This window comes from Brucella intermedia LMG 3301, assembly GCF_000182645.1.
GTDB lineage: Bacteria > Pseudomonadota > Alphaproteobacteria > Rhizobiales > Rhizobiaceae > Brucella > Brucella intermedia.
In genome coordinates this window covers 416,346-430,766 of the sequence record NZ_ACQA01000001.1, presented here as the reverse complement: position 1 = coordinate 430,766, position 14,421 = coordinate 416,346, and the positions used below count along the sequence as shown (strand labels likewise).

The following is a 14,421-nucleotide window of genomic DNA, read 5'->3' as shown; positions in this document are numbered from 1 at the left end:
CTCCTCACGCCGCGGCGATTTCCGCCGCGCGCAGCGGCGTGTAACTGCCTTCCGTTTCGGCGAAGAAACGCCGCAACAGATTGCGCGCCGCGAGCAGCCGGTACTCGGCAGTCGCGCGCATATCGCTCAAGGGCGTATAATCTTGCGAATAGGCTTCCAGCGCCGCTTCAACGCTCGCCTCTGTCCAGGGCCTGGCCGTCAGTGCTGCCTCCACCGCGCTTGCTCGCTTCGGCGTTGCCGCCATGCCGCCATAGGCGATACGAACGGTCGCCACATTGCCTGCCGCATCGAGCGTCAGATGGAAAGCGCCGAGCGTCGCGGTAATGTCTTCCTCAAAACGCTTCGACACTTTGTAAATGGCAAAATGGCTGTTTTCCGCCGGCACCGGCACATGCACGGCCTCGACGAATTCGCCAGCCCCGCGGTCCTGTTTGCCATAGGCGATGAAGAACTCTTCCAGAGGTATGGTGCGTCGCTCCGCCCCTTTGCGCAAGGTGAGCTTTGCACCAAGTGCGATCAGCGGCGGCGGCGTGTCGCCAATCGGCGAACCATTGGCGATATTGCCGCCGATAGTACCCATATTGCGCACCTGTTCGCCGCCGATGCGGTTGATGAGCTGGCCGAGCTGGGGAATGCGTCTGGCGAGGAAGCCGAAGGCTTCCGTGTAGGTGACGCCCGCGCCGATGGTGATGACACCATTTTCCTCGCGCATGGAACGCAGTTCATCCAGATGGCCGATGAAGACGACCGGAGAAATGTCGCGCATCATCTTGGTGACCCAAAGGCCCACATCGGTGGAACCGGCGACTATGGTCGCCTTCGGTTCCGCCGCCAGAATGGTGGCAAAATCGTCGAGATCGGCAGGCACGATCAACCGGTCCCTGCCTTCGCCCACTTCTACCCGCACGCCATCGCGCATCGCCGCCAGTTGTTCCAGCACGAGCGCGCGTTCGGCTGCGAGCGGATCTTCCGTTGCCGTGCCATAATCGGAAATGGCACGCGCGGCGCGCATGATCGCCTCATAGCCGGTGCAACGGCAAAGATTGCCCTGCAATGCCTTTTCAATCTCGGCATCGGCAGGCTTCGGTTCGCGCATCCACAAGGCGTAGAGCGACATGACAAAGCCCGGCGTGCAGAAACCGCACTGCGAGCCGTGAAATTCGATCATGGCCTTCTGCACGGGATGCAGGCCGCCATCCGCTCCGCGCAGATGTTCGATCGTCACCACATGACAACCATCCAGCGAACCCATGAAACGGATGCAGGCATTGACGCTCTCATAAACCAGCTTGCCGTCGGAAATCTTGCCGACCAGCACCGTGCACGCACCGCAATCGCCTTCGCCGCAGCCTTCCTTGGTGCCGCGCAGCTTGGCGGACAGCCGCAGATAGTCGAGCAGCGTTTCGGTCGGCGAAACACGGTCGAGTTCGATCTTTTCACCGTTCAGAAGAAAGCGGATCGTGTGTCGCACAGACTGGTGCACAGACTGGTTCATGGCGCTTAGCTCCCGCGATAGGTGGAATAGGAAAAGGGCGAAACGAGAAGCGGTACATGATAATGCGCTTTTTCGTCTGAAATGCCAAAGCGCAAAGGAACGACGTCAAGGAACGGTACGGCATCGTCAGTCTTGCCGAAATATTCGCCGACATGAAACAGAAGCTCGTAGGAACCGGCCCGCAAGTTGCCCCCCGACAGCAGCGGCTCATTGCAGCGGCCATCGTCATTGGTGCGAATTTCACGGATGGGTTCTGCCTGCTGATTCTCGATGCGGCGCAATTCGATGCGCAGATTTGCTGCCGGCTTGCCGCTTACCGTGTCGAGGACATGCGTCGTCAACCGGCCATCACCGCTCTTTTCCTGACCCATTTGCACTCCTGCCGCTCTTCGATTCTCCTGCCGTCCCGACTGAAGAACTTACAAGCTTTTGATTTCCGGTGGTTTATTTCGGCCCGATATCGGCATCGGCTGTGGGGCCGCAACCACACCATGTTCCCAGCATTCAGTATTTCGCGATCCTGCGCATTGGGAAAGATGGTTATCGTTGGATGTCTTTCAAATTTTTGAAGGGGAATAATAGCGATAAATCTTTATTATCATGGGTAAAACGAACGAATACGAGGGAAGACCCGCAATGAAATATCCGCGCAATCTCGTCGGCTATGGACGCAACACACCAGATCCGCGCTGGCCGGGAGGGGCGAACATCGCCGTGCAGTTCGTCGTCAATTACGAGGAAGGCGGCGAATGCTGCGTTCTTGACGGCGATCCGGCGTCCGAATGCCTGCTTTCCGAGATTGTCGGCGCTCAAGCCTGGCAGGGCCAGCGCAACCTCAATATGGAATCGATCTACGAATATGGCGCCCGTTCCGGCTTCTGGCGCCTGTGGCGCGCCTTCACCCGCCGCAACATGCCCGTAACCGTCTATGGCGTGACGCTTGCCATGGCGAGGAACCCCGAAGCCGTCGCCGCCATGAAGGAAGCGGATTGGGAAATCGCCAGCCATGGACTGCGCTGGTGGGAATATAAGGACGTTCCCGAAGAGATCGAGCGCGAGCACATCCGCGAAGCCGTGCGCCTTCATACGGAAATCACCGGTTCGCGCCCGCTCGGCATCTATCAGGGCAAGCCGTCGGACAACACGCTGAAACTGGTGATGGAAGAAGGCGGGTTCCTCTATTCCGCCGATTCCTATGCCGATGAACTGCCCTACTGGGTGCAGGGGCCGAAGGGGCCGCACCTGATCGTACCCTATACGCTGGACGCCAATGACATGCGCTTTGCCACGCCGCAGGGTTTCAATTCCGGCGACCAGTTCTTCACCTATCTGAAAGACACGTTTGACGTGCTCTATCGCGAAGGTGCCGAAGGCGCGCCGAAGATGATGTCCATCGGCCTGCATTGCCGCCTTGTCGGGCGTCCGGGCCGCGTGGCCGCGCTGGAACGCTTCCTCGACTACGTGCAGAGCCATGACAAGGTCTGGGTCGCCAAGCGCGTCGATATCGCCCGTCACTGGCATGAAAACTACAAGCCGGCCGTTGCGGACGTCGTGCCTTCCAGCGCTGAGAAAAACGCATTCGTCGCGCGCTATGGCAGCATTTTCGAACATTCGCCCTGGATCGCGGAACGTGCCTACGATGCGGGCCTCACCGTGGAGGAAGACACCGCTTCGGGTCTCGCCGCAGCCATGACCAGGGTGTTCCGCGCCGCCTCGCCGGAGGAACGGCTGGCCGTGCTCAAAGCGCACCCTGACCTTGCCGGCAAGCTGGCACAGGCAAAACGCCTGACCGCGGAATCGACCGCCGAACAGGCTGGCGCCGGTCTCGACGCGCTGACGGACGCGGAAAAGCAGTCCTTCACCGAACTGAACGATGCCTATACCGCGAAGTTCGGCTTTCCCTTCATCATCGCCGTGAGGGGGCGCAACAAAAAGGAAATCCTCGACGCTTTCCAGCGCCGCGTTTCCAATGATCGTGATACGGAATTTGAAACCGCCTGCGCTCAGGTGGAACGCATCGCCCTGCTGCGCCTCAAGGATATTCTGCCCGAAGCGCTTTACTGATCCCCGCCGCCCGGAGGTTCGCTTCCGGGCGCTTTTATTTTACGATTTCACGGCTGACCTTCTGATGCGTCGTGGATCCAGCTTCTCACATAAGGAATTCCCCACATGGGCAACGACAAGAACAATCGCACCTATTATGCACCGACGGGCGGCCTGCCGCCGCAGACGCAGCTCCTCACCGATCGCGCCATGTTCACCGAAGCCTATGCGATCATTCCCAAGGGAACATTCAGCGACATCGTGACAAGCTTCCTGCCCTTCTGGGACAAGACGCGGCTCTGGGTGATTGCGCGGCCCCTTTCCGGCTTTGCCGAGACTTTCTCGCAATATATCATGGAAGTGCAGCCGGGCGGCGGCAGCGATCGCGCCGAACTGGATGAGGGCGCGGAAGGCGTACTGTTCGTGGTCGAAGGTGAGATCACGGTCACGGTGGCGGGCAAGTCCCATACGCTGACCGAGGGTGGCTACGCCTATCTGCCGCCGAAGAGCGGCTGGACGTTGCGCAATAGCGGCGCAGCTACGGCCCGCTTCCATTGGGTGCGCAAGGCTTATGAATATGTCGATGGCCTCGACGTTCCGGAACCGCTATTTCTCAACGAAAAGGATATCGCGCCTCACCCCATGCCAGACACCAATGGAGCCTGGGCAACGACGCGCTTTGTCGATCCGAACGACCTGCGCCACGACATGCATGTAACCATCGTTACGTTCGAGCCGGGCGGGGTCATTCCGTTTGCCGAAACCCATGTCATGGAGCACGGGCTTTACGTGCTGGAAGGAAAAGCCGTCTATCGGCTCAATCAGGACTGGGTGGAAGTGGAGGCCGGCGATTTCATGTGGCTGCGCGCCTTCTGCCCGCAGGCCTGTTATGCAGGCGGCCCCGGCAAGTTCCGCTACCTGCTCTACAAGGACGTCAACCGGCACATGAAGCTTTCGCGATAGGCGACCAGCATATCCACCACTTGCATATCGACCGAAGGCCGGTCATGTCCCGGCCTTTTCCTTGGTTGGAATGCAAATAAAAACGGCGAGCCGAAGCTCGCCGTACCATTCTTCCGACTGGAGATCAGACTTGAAAACAGCGCAGTCCTTCTACGCTATCGAATGGTTCCTTAAACATAGGACAAGAATATAAAAATTCAAATTACAATTTTGTTAAACCGATGCATCGATCTCCCGCATGCATCTTGCATTTCAATAATATTCATTCAAATCGATAAAATACTATAGCAACAAAACTTAAATGAATTCATCTCCGTTACACCAACTGAACGGATAATCGGGCTTAAGAAGAGACCCGGGAGGCCAGGACGAACCTCCCGGATCAACATTCGCATATCCTACGCAAACCGCGCCGCAGTTTGCTGGAAATGCGTTAGAACGAGCGCTGGAAGCGAACCATGCCCTGCCACGCGTCCTTGCCCTTGAGGTAGGACTTGTCGTCCTGCCACTTGGTATAGGAAACTTCCGGCGTAACCGTGAAGCCCGGAACCATTTCATAGGCTACGTTGGCAGTGGCTGCGAAAGTCTTGCTGCCATCATAGGCTGCCTGCGCATTGAAGATCGCCTTGTCGGTAACCTTGAATGCCGCTCCGCCCCAGACTGCCCAGTCACCACCCCAGGTGCCGTAGAAGCTGCTGATTGCACGGACGGAACCGAGCACATTGCCATTTCCATCGGTCTGCGTGATGTATTCGTCCTTGTTGGACTTGTAACCGCCCATCGCCCAGATCGAGAAACGGTCCGTAATGTTCACATCAGCGCGGACCTTGCCTGCCCACTCTTCGTTGCGCGCATCATAGGCGGCGACACCCGCGATCTTGCCCCAGCCAGCTTCATACTTCAGGCCACCGACGACATGCGGCGTGTAATCCTTGATGACGCCGTTGAAGCCGTATTTGCCGTCCGTATCGTCATTGTTGCCCTGTTCGAGCGACACAATGGCGGAGAAACCGTTGCCGCCGGTGAAGGTATAGCTGATCAGGTTCGTGCGATAGCCGCCCGCGAGGATCACGTCATCGTTGATGACATTGCCGAGATAGCCCGGAAAGGTAACAAAGGCCGATTCATCAAGACCGACACGCAGGCCGCCCAGCTGGATATAGGCGTAGCGCAGCGAACCGGACGAACCCTCAACACCATTGCCCCAATCGTAACGGGTTTCAGCAAAGGTCTTCAAAGTGCCCAGTTCGGTTTCCGAAACGGTCGTCATGTCCAGCGTGAAGCGAGCCTTGTTATCCCAGGTATCCCGGCGCGTATCGGCCTTGTTACCATCGACAAAACCGCGACCGTAGACATTGTTGCCGCCAGTGACGTCGTAACGAACATAACCGGAGATGCGCAGGCAGGTTTCGGTACCCGGAATGTAGAAATATCCCGCACCATAGGCATCACAAACGCGAACATATTCAACGGACTCGGGCTCGGGCGTTACAATAGCATCCGCAGCATATGCCCCGGTGGTTGCAACCAGCGCCGCAGTCGAGCCGAACAACAAGCTCTTGATTTTCATTTCACTATCTCCAGAATTTTTCAGACGAGACGTGATAGAATGAATTATTCAAAATCATCAATTCCAATTTTATAATAAAACTGTTTTATGAAAGCATATGTGTCAATTTTAGCACTAATTATTAACTGCTTTACTTATAAGCATTATATAACTCAGAATTTATATCTCAATTAATATTTCCAATATATTCAAGCTAACAATTTTTATCGAACTATTTCTATATTTTCTTACACATCAAAACAAACGGGGCCCGAAGGCCCCGTTTACAAGCATCTGCATCTGGCGCGCGCTTCGATCCGGTCGACTGGATCGGCGCCCACCTCCGTCAGCGGCTACTTGCCTGCCGCCTGCTGCGCATAGACATAGCTGTCATAGGTATATTCAGCGACGCGGAACCATTCGAAACCTTCGTCACGGAATTTCTTCCACGACGGATAGATCTTCGCCCATGCCGGATTCTTTTCGTTGTATTCCGCGTAGAGTTCGAAGGCGACCTTGTAGGCAGCATCCAGAACGTCACGCGGCAATGGCTGAAGCTTTACGCCCTTGGACACCAGCGATCGGATCGCAGCGGTGTTTTTCACGTCGTAAAGCGCGATCATATTCTGGGTCGCGGCTTCGGCAGCCGTATTGAGCGCAACCTTGTAGGCCTCAGGCAGGCTTTCATATTGCTGCTTGTTGATGAAGAAGTGCACCGAAGCACCACCTTCCCAGAAGGCCGGGTAATAATAGTAAGGCGCGATCTGGTAAAAGCCGAGCTTCTCGTCGTCATAGGGGCCGACCCATTCGGCGGCGTCGATCGTGCCACGCTCCAGCGACGGATAGATGTCGCCGCCCGGAAGCTGCTGCGGAACGACGCCGAGCCGCGACATGACCTCACCGGCAACACCGGCGATGCGCATCTTCAGGCCCTTGAGATCCTCAAGGCTCTTGATTTCCTTGCGGTACCAGCCGCCCATCTGCGCGGCGGTGTTGCCCCCGACAATGCCAACGATGCCGTAATCGGCGAGGAAGGCATTATAAAGCTCGTTGCCGCCGCCGTGATAGAGCCATGCGTTCTGCAGGCGCGTATTCATGCCGAAGGGGATGGCCGTGCCGATGGCAAAGGCCGGGTTCTTGCCGGTGAAGTAATAGCCGCAGGTATGCGCCATTTCGACGGTATTGGCCTGAACCGCATCGATGGCCTGCGGGCCCGGCACGATTTCACCAGCCTGGAAGACCTGAATCTGGAACTTGCCGTCGGTCATCTTCGACACGGCATTCGCCATGAAGACCGCGCCGCCATAGATGGTATCCAGATTGTTCGGAAAGCCCGAAGTCAGACGCCAGCGCAGCGTCGGCAATTCCTGCGCGATTGCAGGAGTTGCGAGTGCGGCTCCGCTCGTTGCGGCGGCAGCGCCGATTGCTGCACCCTTGGTCAGAAATGTACGACGGCTCAAATCCTGTTTCATGTGTCTCCTCCAAAGATTGTTCTGGTTTTATTGGGCCTGCTCAATGCTCGTTTCCCCTCATTGAGCAGGCTTTTGCTGTTGGTCCTTGTCCTGCCCGAAGCTCGGCTGCGGCGAGCCGAATGACGGTGCGGGCAAGGGTTCGTTCGATGGCGCGGGCGCTCCAAAAGGCGGCGGAGCCGCGCCGAACGGATTGCCGCCGCCAGCATCGGGCATCGGCACATTGATCTGGATTGACGCAGGATCGGCCTGCGGATGGCCGCTCTTGTAGTGGGTCACGATGCCCGGGAAGGCGATGATGATGCCGACCATGACAAGCTGGATTAAGAGGAACGGGATCGATCCCATATAGATCTGACCTGACGTCACCGGCTGGATGGTCGCACCCGTTACCTTATCCTTGTAGGGACGCGATGGCGCTACCGAACGCAGATAGAAGAGCGAGAAGCCGAACGGCGGATGCATGAACGATGTCTGCATGTTGACCGCCAGCATGACGCCGAACCAGACCAGGTCGATGCCGAGGCTGTCGGCGACTGGCGCCAGAAGCGGGATGATGATGAAGGCCAGCTCGAAATAATCGAGGAAGAAGGCCAGGAAGAACACCAGTATGTTAGCGACAATCAGGAAGCCGATCTCGCCGCCGGGAATGGACGTCATCAGATGCTCGACCCATATGTGTCCGTTGACGCCATAGAAGGTGAGCGAAAACACGCGGGCGCCGAGCAGAATGAAAATGACGAAGGAAGACAGTTTCGCCGTGGCATAAAGCGCCGATTTCAGCATCGTCATGTTGAGGCGGCGGTTGATGATGGCCAGAAAGAGCGCGCCGACCGCGCCCATGGCGCCGCCTTCCGTTGGCGTTGCAACACCGATGAAGATCGTTCCCAGCACCAGGAAGATCAGCACCAGCGGCGGGACGAGCGAGATCACCACACGCTGCAGCAGCCTCCAGCCTTTCAGGGTGCGGGCCTGCGGCGGCAGCGCGGGCACCGAATCGGGCCGCAAGATAGCCATGCCGATGATGAAGGCGCAGTAGAAGCCGACGAGCAGCAGGCCGGGGACCAGCGCGCCCTTGTACATATCGCCGACCGAACGGCCCAACTGATCGGCCAGAACGATCAGAACGAGGCTTGGCGGAATGATCTGTGCCAGCGTGCCGGAGGCGGCAATCGTGCCGCTCGCCACTTTGCGATCATAGCCGTAGCGCAGCATGATCGGGAGCGAAATCAGCCCCATGGAAATGACCGAGGCGGCAACCACGCCGGTCGTTGCCGCCAGAAGCGCGCCAACGACGATAACGGCAAAGGCGAGACCGCCGCGCACCGGACCGAAAAGCTGCCCGATGGTATCGAGCAGTTCTTCCGCCATGCCGCTTCGCTCCAGTATCAGCCCCATGAAGGTGAAGAAGGGAATGGCAAGCAATGTCTCGTTCGACATCTGCCCGAAGATGCGGTCCGGTATGGCCCCGAACAGATTGACCGGCAGCAGGCCCATTTCGATGCCGACGAAACCGAAGGCGAAACCGACGAAAGCCAGCGCGAAGGCAACCGGATAGCCGAGCAAAAGCACGACCACCAGCGACAGGAACATCAGCGGGGCGAGATTTTCCGCAATAAAAGCAATCATGTCCGTTCCCCTCAGAGCGCCTGGGCTTCCGCATCTTCAATGGCGACCGTGTCCGGTATGCGCCCTTGAAGGATTGCGATGCGCTTGATGAGTTCGGAGATTCCCTGCAATGCAAGCAGGCCGAAGCCGATGGGGATCAGCACCCAGACCGGCCAGAGAACCAGCCCCCCGGTATTGTTGGAAGTCTCGCCGCTGGCGATCTTTGCTTCCACGATGGGCCAGGAGAGGTAAATCGTGATGAGGCAGAAAGGCAGGAGGAAAAAGATCGTACCGAAAATTTCGACCAGAAGCTGTGTCCGTCGCGAATAGCGGCTGTAAAGAAGATCGACCTTCACATGCTCGCTGTGCAAGAGCGTATATCCGGCTGCGATCAGGAAGACCGCCGAGAACAGATACCATTGCGCTTCCAGCCATGCATTCGAACTGACATTGAACAGCTTGCGCGAAACCGCGTTGATGGCACTGATGAGCACGGCCACCAGTATGAGCCACGATACGGATTTTCCGATGATATTATTGGCCGCGTCGATAGCGCGCGACAACGCCAGCAAGACTGACATCGCTCCTCCCCTTCTGTTCCGCCTCCTCAAGCGGTTTTGGGGCGGATGATAGGACCGGCGAATCCGCCTCGCAAGCGGACGAATGTTCTAAGGAACAAAGGACTACCCATTAGTGGGTAAGGCGAAATCAGCAGTCAGTGGCCGATGCCGGTTATGGCGAAGACAGGCGCAACCGGTTTTCTATGGCGTAGCGCGTAAGCCCCGCCGTGCTGGCAATTCCAAGCTTCTTCTTGATGTTCTTGCGGTGGGTTTCAACGGTTGCTTCCGAAATGCCGAGCCTGATTGCAATCTCGCGATTGCTTCCGCCTTCGGCCACCAGCACCAGCACGTCGTTTTCGCGAACGGACAAACCTTCCGACTTCCTCTCGCCGCTGTCGAGCAGCGCTTCCGAAACGCCGGACGAGAAATAGGTTCCGCCTGACGCGACCGCATGAATGGCGGCCACGATTTCTGCCGTGGACACGTCCTTCAAGACATATCCCGAAGCCCCACGCATGATCGAGGTCGAGATATATTCGCGGCTGTCGTGCATGGACAGCATGAGGATACGGATGCCGGGAAACTGCTTCTTGAACAGTTCGATGGCGTCGATACCGTTGAGAAGTGGCATATTGATATCCATCAGGACTACATCGGGGTTGACGGCAAGCGCCAGTTCGAGAGCGGCCCGCGCATTGGAAGCCGCGCCAGCCACATCGATATCGTCATAGGTTTCGAGTACAGCCCGCAAACCGTCCAGCACCAGCGGGTGGTTGTCCACGAGCAATACGCGAATCTTGCATTCATTCGTCATGCGACTTCCGGTTCCCGCTTTCTTTCTGTTGCCGACTGCGGCAGGCGCGCGGTCAGTTGCGTACCATCTGCACTGGTTTCAACCAAGAGCACCCCGCCGAAATGTGCCATCCGTTCCTGCATATTTCGCAGGCCAAGTCCGGAAAGCGGGTCCTTCAAATCACGCGCGGTGAAACCATTACCATCATCGGCAACCGTCATCGTCACCTTGCCACCGGCTTCCCAGAGACGGATGTTCACGCGGCTCGCGCCGGAATGACGCTCCACATTGGTGAGCGCCTCCTGCACGACACGATAAAGCGCAGTGCTTGCCTCCGGCTTCAGCGTCTCGCTCAACCCGCTCGCTTCCAGTCGGGTTTCAATGCCGGTCCGTTCAGAGAAATGCTCACACAGGGCCTTGAGCGCGACGGTCAGGCCAAGATCGTCCAGAATGCGCGGACGCAGATCATGCGAAAGCCGCCGCACTTCCTTGATTGCGCCGTTGAGCGCGTCCGATGCCTTTTCGATTGCAAGCGGCGCACCCCCGCTGCCCATTCTCACCTGACGGCTCGCAAGGTCGATGGCGTAGCGGACGCCGACGAGATTTTGGGAAATGCCGTCGTGAAGCTCCCGCGCCAGTCGCGCCCGTTCCTCCTCCTGCGTATCGATGATGCGCTGCGCCAGTTCCTTCAGCTTGGTATCCGCCATGCGCCGCTCACGCAGGTTGAGCAGCATGCAGGTCGCGAAGACGAGCATCACAGCCGGAACGGCGATCAGGCTGACGATGAGGAAGGTCGTGCGGATATTGGCGCGAAAATCCGCATTAGCGGCGGCAGTCTGCACATAGACGTCATCGAGATAGACACCCGTTCCCAGCATCCATTTCCATTTATCCAGACCGACCGCGAAGGAAAGCTTGTCGGCCATTTCGCCGCTCGACGGCTTTTCCCACTTATACTGGTGCAGCCCGCCACCCTCCTTGGCCTTGCCGATCAGATTGGCGATGACGCGATCCCCGTCCGGATCGACGAGGTCGAGCCAGTTGTGGCCCGGGCGGAAGGTCTGGCGCGGATGAACGACATTATTGCCGTCATAATCATAGACGAAGAAATAACCGTCGCGACCATAATCGAGCGAGGTCAGTATCTCGCGCACCTTTTCCATGGCCGCGGTATCGTCGGGACCGGCCTCGTCGTAAATCTGCTGTATGGAGGAAAGGGCCAGATTGGTGAGATTGAGAAGCTCGGTCTCCTTGGCTTTCAGCATATTCTTCTCGAAAGTGGCGATGCTGCTCTGCACCAGATTGGCCGATTGCCAGGTAATAAAGGCCGTGACCGTCAATATGGCCACGATGAGCGGCACAATCGCCAGTGCAACGATCTGGTAGCGTAGCGTCACGTTCTCTCCTCCCGGCACCCCAGGCCGACCTTTCAGCCGATGACTTTAAAGTTCCCGCCTTGCGAGGAAAAGGGGCGCGGGGAAAAACCTCGCGCCGGAAGAGACGCAACCGCACAAGAAGCAATATATTGATAGCTATTTATATAACTAAAATACAAACAACGATCGCAGTTGATGAGGCGAATATTTTATGCTCAATATCATTTTCTTGAACACTGTCTCGGAGTATACGGCTCCGGGAGCCATTCATTTCAGAGAGAATCTATTTATGAAAATCTATCGTGTAATCGGTCTTGCATTCACGCTCGCAACCATTTCAGGCGCTTCGTCCTTTGCTGCCCCGCTTCCGGGCGGCGCCAGCAATCTGCAGGAAACCTATGAGGACTGGACTGTTTCCTGTCAGAACCAGAAAGACACCAGCATCTGCGTGATGCGTCAGGAGCAGAGCAGCACGCAGACCGGCCAGCGCGTTCTGACGGCGGAACTGCGCAATGTCGCGGGCAAGGTTGAAGGCGTCCTGCTGATGCCGTTCGGCCTTGATCTCGCCAAGGGCGCGGCCCTCAAGATCGATGACGCAGCCGCACCGAATCTCGCTTTCTCCACCTGCCTGCCGCAGGGTTGCCTGGCTCCAGTAAGCTTCGACGCCAAGCAGGTTGCCGCCCTCAAGGCCGGCACCAATATCAACGTCACCACGACAGCCCTGAGCCCAAGCCAGCCGGTTGCCTTCAAGGTTTCGCTGAAAGGCTTCGGCGCTGCACTCGACCGCATCATTGCGCTGACGAAGTAAGTCGCAGGATCAGATCGTCAAAGCCATACGCCCGCCGGGCGTATGGCTTTTTTATTGGAGCGCTCAGGCAGGGTGAGCCGAAACATGTGCAAGATGCCTGCGCCATCGCAGTGTCATTAACACTGCCACAATGCCGAGACCCGCGGCAAGACCGAGCCAGATACCGACACCGCCAAGCTCGAACTTGAACGCAAGCAATGCGCCGAGCGGCAAGCCCACGCCCCAATAGCCAAACAGAGCCAGGAACATCGGCACGCGGGTATCCCGCAGGCCGCGCAACATGCCTGCTGCAACGGCTTGTGCGCCGTCAACGATCTGGAAGAGTGCGGCCAGCGCCAAGAAAGTCACGGCCAGTTCCATCACCGGCAGGTTCTGCGGGTCGTGCAGATCAAGGAAGACGCCGATGAACAAGCGAGGGATGAGCACCATAAGCAGCCCCATCACCGCCATGAAGCCCACACCGAGCGCGTAGGCACTCCAGCCCGCATAGGCAATCGCCTTGGGGTGGCCGGCGCCATAAGCACGGCCCACACGCACGGTTGCCACCTGTCCGAAACCGAGCGGCACCATGAAACTGAGCGATGCGATCTGGATCGCCACGGCGTGAGCCGCCATGGCCGTCGGGCCGATGCGGCCCATCATGACCACCGCGGCATAGAAGATGGAGGTCTCGAACACGAAAGTGAGCGCCATTGGAATGCCGATACGCCACAGTTCAAGCAGGCGCGCCCAGTCGGGACGCCAGAAACGGCCGAACAGGTGATAGCGGCGGAAACGGCGATGGCGCAGGGTGATGAAGGCAAGTCCGAGGAACATCATCGTGCTTGATGCCGTGGTGGCGATACCGGCGCCATGCAATTCCATGCGCGGGAAGCCGAAATGGCCGAAAATCAGCGTCCAGCCGGCAAGCGCGTTGAAACCGATCGCAAGGGCTGCAATGAGCAGCGTCCACATCGGCTTTTCCATCGCCGCAAAAAATGAGCGCAGCACGATATAGCCCAGATAAGGCAACAGCGCCCATTGCAGCGTGTGCATGAAATCCGTCGAGCGGGCGGCGATGTCCGGACGCTGGCCGAGAAACAGGAAAATTTCCTCGCAATGCCAGAGCACGACCCAGACCGGGACCGCGATCATGATTGCGGTCCAGAAACCCTGACGAACGGTGCGGCGCACATCACGCACCGAATGGCGGTTCTTGCCAAGCGCAATGGCGATCATAGGCATCACCGCCGAGACAAGCCCCATCGAGAAGATCATCAGCGTATGATAGAAGCTCGTCGCCAGCAAAGCCGAGGCGAGCGTGTCCGCTCCGAGACGGCCGATAAAGATGACATCGGTCGCCGTCAGCGCGGCCTGCGAAAGATTGGTGAAGATCAGCGGCCAGCCGAGTGTCAGCGCCGCGACCATCTCCCTGCCCCAGCGTTGCGTGCCGGATTCATGGGGCTGCTCAAAGCCCGCATTGTTTGTCCTGTCCATAGTCCGCTCCCCGAAGCATCCGGGGCCGTCAACCCGCCGGATGTTCCATTTGAATGAGGCCACGCCCCGGAACATCAGAGACCATGTCAATCTGAGAAGAGGCGCGGAAATACGATCATCGACCGTCCCATGCCGGCTAAGGGCGTTTGTCGCTGCAAGAGCGACTTCGCCCCAACTTTTCGGGTTGCTCAATTTCTATTGGGAACGTTGTGTATGTTCCAGAAACTGATCCGGAGCCAAGCGGGCTGCGCATCGATTTGCACAAAATTAGAGCAACATGG

12 protein-coding genes are annotated in these 14,421 nt (G+C 57.8%); 3 read left to right on the top strand and 9 right to left on the bottom strand.

Annotated elements, in window-relative coordinates; translation table 11 throughout:
* Positions 1–4: 4 nt before the first annotated feature.
* Complete coding sequence (gene xdhA / locus OINT_RS01940; RefSeq protein WP_172491106.1) at positions 5–1,483, bottom strand: xanthine dehydrogenase small subunit; 1,479 nt, start codon at positions 1,481–1,483, stop codon at positions 5–7.
* Between the two features lie 17 nt (positions 1,484–1,500).
* Entirely contained in the window at positions 1,501–1,866 is a 366-nt protein-coding gene (gene uraH / locus OINT_RS01935) for a hydroxyisourate hydrolase (RefSeq protein ID WP_006471036.1), read from the bottom strand.
* A gap of 265 nt (positions 1,867–2,131) precedes the next feature.
* On the opposite strand from uraH, the gene puuE reads away from it, so the two are divergent.
* Complete coding sequence (gene puuE, locus OINT_RS01930; RefSeq protein WP_006471037.1) at positions 2,132–3,559, top strand: allantoinase PuuE; 1,428 nt, start codon at positions 2,132–2,134, stop codon at positions 3,557–3,559.
* Positions 3,560–3,664: 105 nt separating this feature from the next.
* A complete protein-coding gene (locus OINT_RS01925; RefSeq protein WP_006466104.1) occupies positions 3,665–4,501 on the top strand; it encodes a bifunctional allantoicase/(S)-ureidoglycine aminohydrolase in 837 nt (278 codons plus the stop codon).
* A 433-nt stretch (positions 4,502–4,934) separates the two neighbouring features.
* Here OINT_RS01925 and OINT_RS01920 read toward each other — a convergent pair whose 3' ends face one another.
* The 6 genes from OINT_RS01920 to mctS form a co-directional block, all read right to left on the bottom strand.
* Positions 4,935–6,071 carry a porin gene (locus OINT_RS01920; protein ID WP_006466103.1) on the bottom strand — a complete coding sequence of 379 codons (1,137 nt, stop codon included), beginning with the start codon at positions 6,069–6,071 and terminating at the stop codon, positions 4,935–4,937.
* 332 nt (positions 6,072–6,403) lie between these two features.
* On the bottom strand, positions 6,404–7,522 hold the full coding sequence (locus tag OINT_RS01915; protein ID WP_006466102.1) for a TRAP transporter substrate-binding protein: 1,119 nt from the start codon (positions 7,520–7,522) through the stop codon (positions 6,404–6,406).
* Between the two features lie 57 nt (positions 7,523–7,579).
* A complete protein-coding gene (locus OINT_RS01910) occupies positions 7,580–9,148 on the bottom strand; it encodes a TRAP transporter large permease (protein ID WP_006466101.1) in 1,569 nt (522 codons plus the stop codon).
* Between the two features lie 11 nt (positions 9,149–9,159).
* Positions 9,160–9,708, bottom strand: coding sequence for a TRAP transporter small permease subunit (locus OINT_RS01905; protein ID WP_006466100.1), 549 nt, complete (start codon positions 9,706–9,708; stop codon positions 9,160–9,162).
* Between the two features lie 151 nt (positions 9,709–9,859).
* Positions 9,860–10,501: a two-component system response regulator MctR gene (gene mctR, locus OINT_RS01900; protein ID WP_006466099.1), complete on the bottom strand. Its 642-nt coding sequence runs from the start codon at positions 10,499–10,501 to the stop codon at positions 9,860–9,862.
* Positions 10,498–11,877, bottom strand: coding sequence for a two-component system sensor histidine kinase MctS (mctS, locus tag OINT_RS01895; protein WP_006471038.1), 1,380 nt, complete (start codon positions 11,875–11,877; stop codon positions 10,498–10,500). The genes mctR and mctS overlap by 4 nt, the downstream gene beginning before the upstream one ends.
* 268 nt (positions 11,878–12,145) lie before the next feature.
* On the opposite strand from mctS, the gene OINT_RS01890 reads away from it, so the two are divergent.
* Positions 12,146–12,664: an invasion associated locus B family protein gene (locus OINT_RS01890; protein ID WP_006471039.1), complete on the top strand. Its 519-nt coding sequence runs from the start codon at positions 12,146–12,148 to the stop codon at positions 12,662–12,664.
* A 63-nt stretch (positions 12,665–12,727) separates the two neighbouring features.
* Here OINT_RS01890 and OINT_RS01885 read toward each other — a convergent pair whose 3' ends face one another.
* Positions 12,728–14,140 carry an MATE family efflux transporter gene (locus OINT_RS01885; protein ID WP_006471040.1) on the bottom strand — a complete coding sequence of 471 codons (1,413 nt, stop codon included), beginning with the start codon at positions 14,138–14,140 and terminating at the stop codon, positions 12,728–12,730.
* Between the last annotated feature and the right edge of the window lie 281 nt (positions 14,141–14,421).

Bases quoted from the DNA above. Each gene is read 5' to 3' on its own strand.
- uraH (WP_006471036.1), bottom strand. From the start codon at position 1,866: ATGGGTCAGGAAAAGAGCGGTGATGGCCGGTTGACGACGCATGTCCTC.
- puuE (WP_006471037.1), top strand. From the start codon at position 2,132: ATGAAATATCCGCGCAATCTCGTCGGCTATGGACGCAACACACCAGAT.
- OINT_RS01925 (WP_006466104.1), top strand. From the start codon at position 3,665: ATGGGCAACGACAAGAACAATCGCACCTATTATGCACCGACGGGCGGC.
- OINT_RS01920 (WP_006466103.1), bottom strand. From the start codon at position 6,071: ATGAAAATCAAGAGCTTGTTGTTCGGCTCGACTGCGGCGCTGGTTGCA.
- OINT_RS01915 (WP_006466102.1), bottom strand. From the start codon at position 7,522: ATGAAACAGGATTTGAGCCGTCGTACATTTCTGACCAAGGGTGCAGCA.
- OINT_RS01910 (WP_006466101.1), bottom strand. From the start codon at position 9,148: ATGATTGCTTTTATTGCGGAAAATCTCGCCCCGCTGATGTTCCTGTCG.
- OINT_RS01905 (WP_006466100.1), bottom strand. From the start codon at position 9,708: ATGTCAGTCTTGCTGGCGTTGTCGCGCGCTATCGACGCGGCCAATAAT.
- mctR (WP_006466099.1), bottom strand. From the start codon at position 10,501: ATGACGAATGAATGCAAGATTCGCGTATTGCTCGTGGACAACCACCCG.
- OINT_RS01890 (WP_006471039.1), top strand. From the start codon at position 12,146: ATGAAAATCTATCGTGTAATCGGTCTTGCATTCACGCTCGCAACCATT.
- OINT_RS01885 (WP_006471040.1), bottom strand. From the start codon at position 14,140: ATGGACAGGACAAACAATGCGGGCTTTGAGCAGCCCCATGAATCCGGC.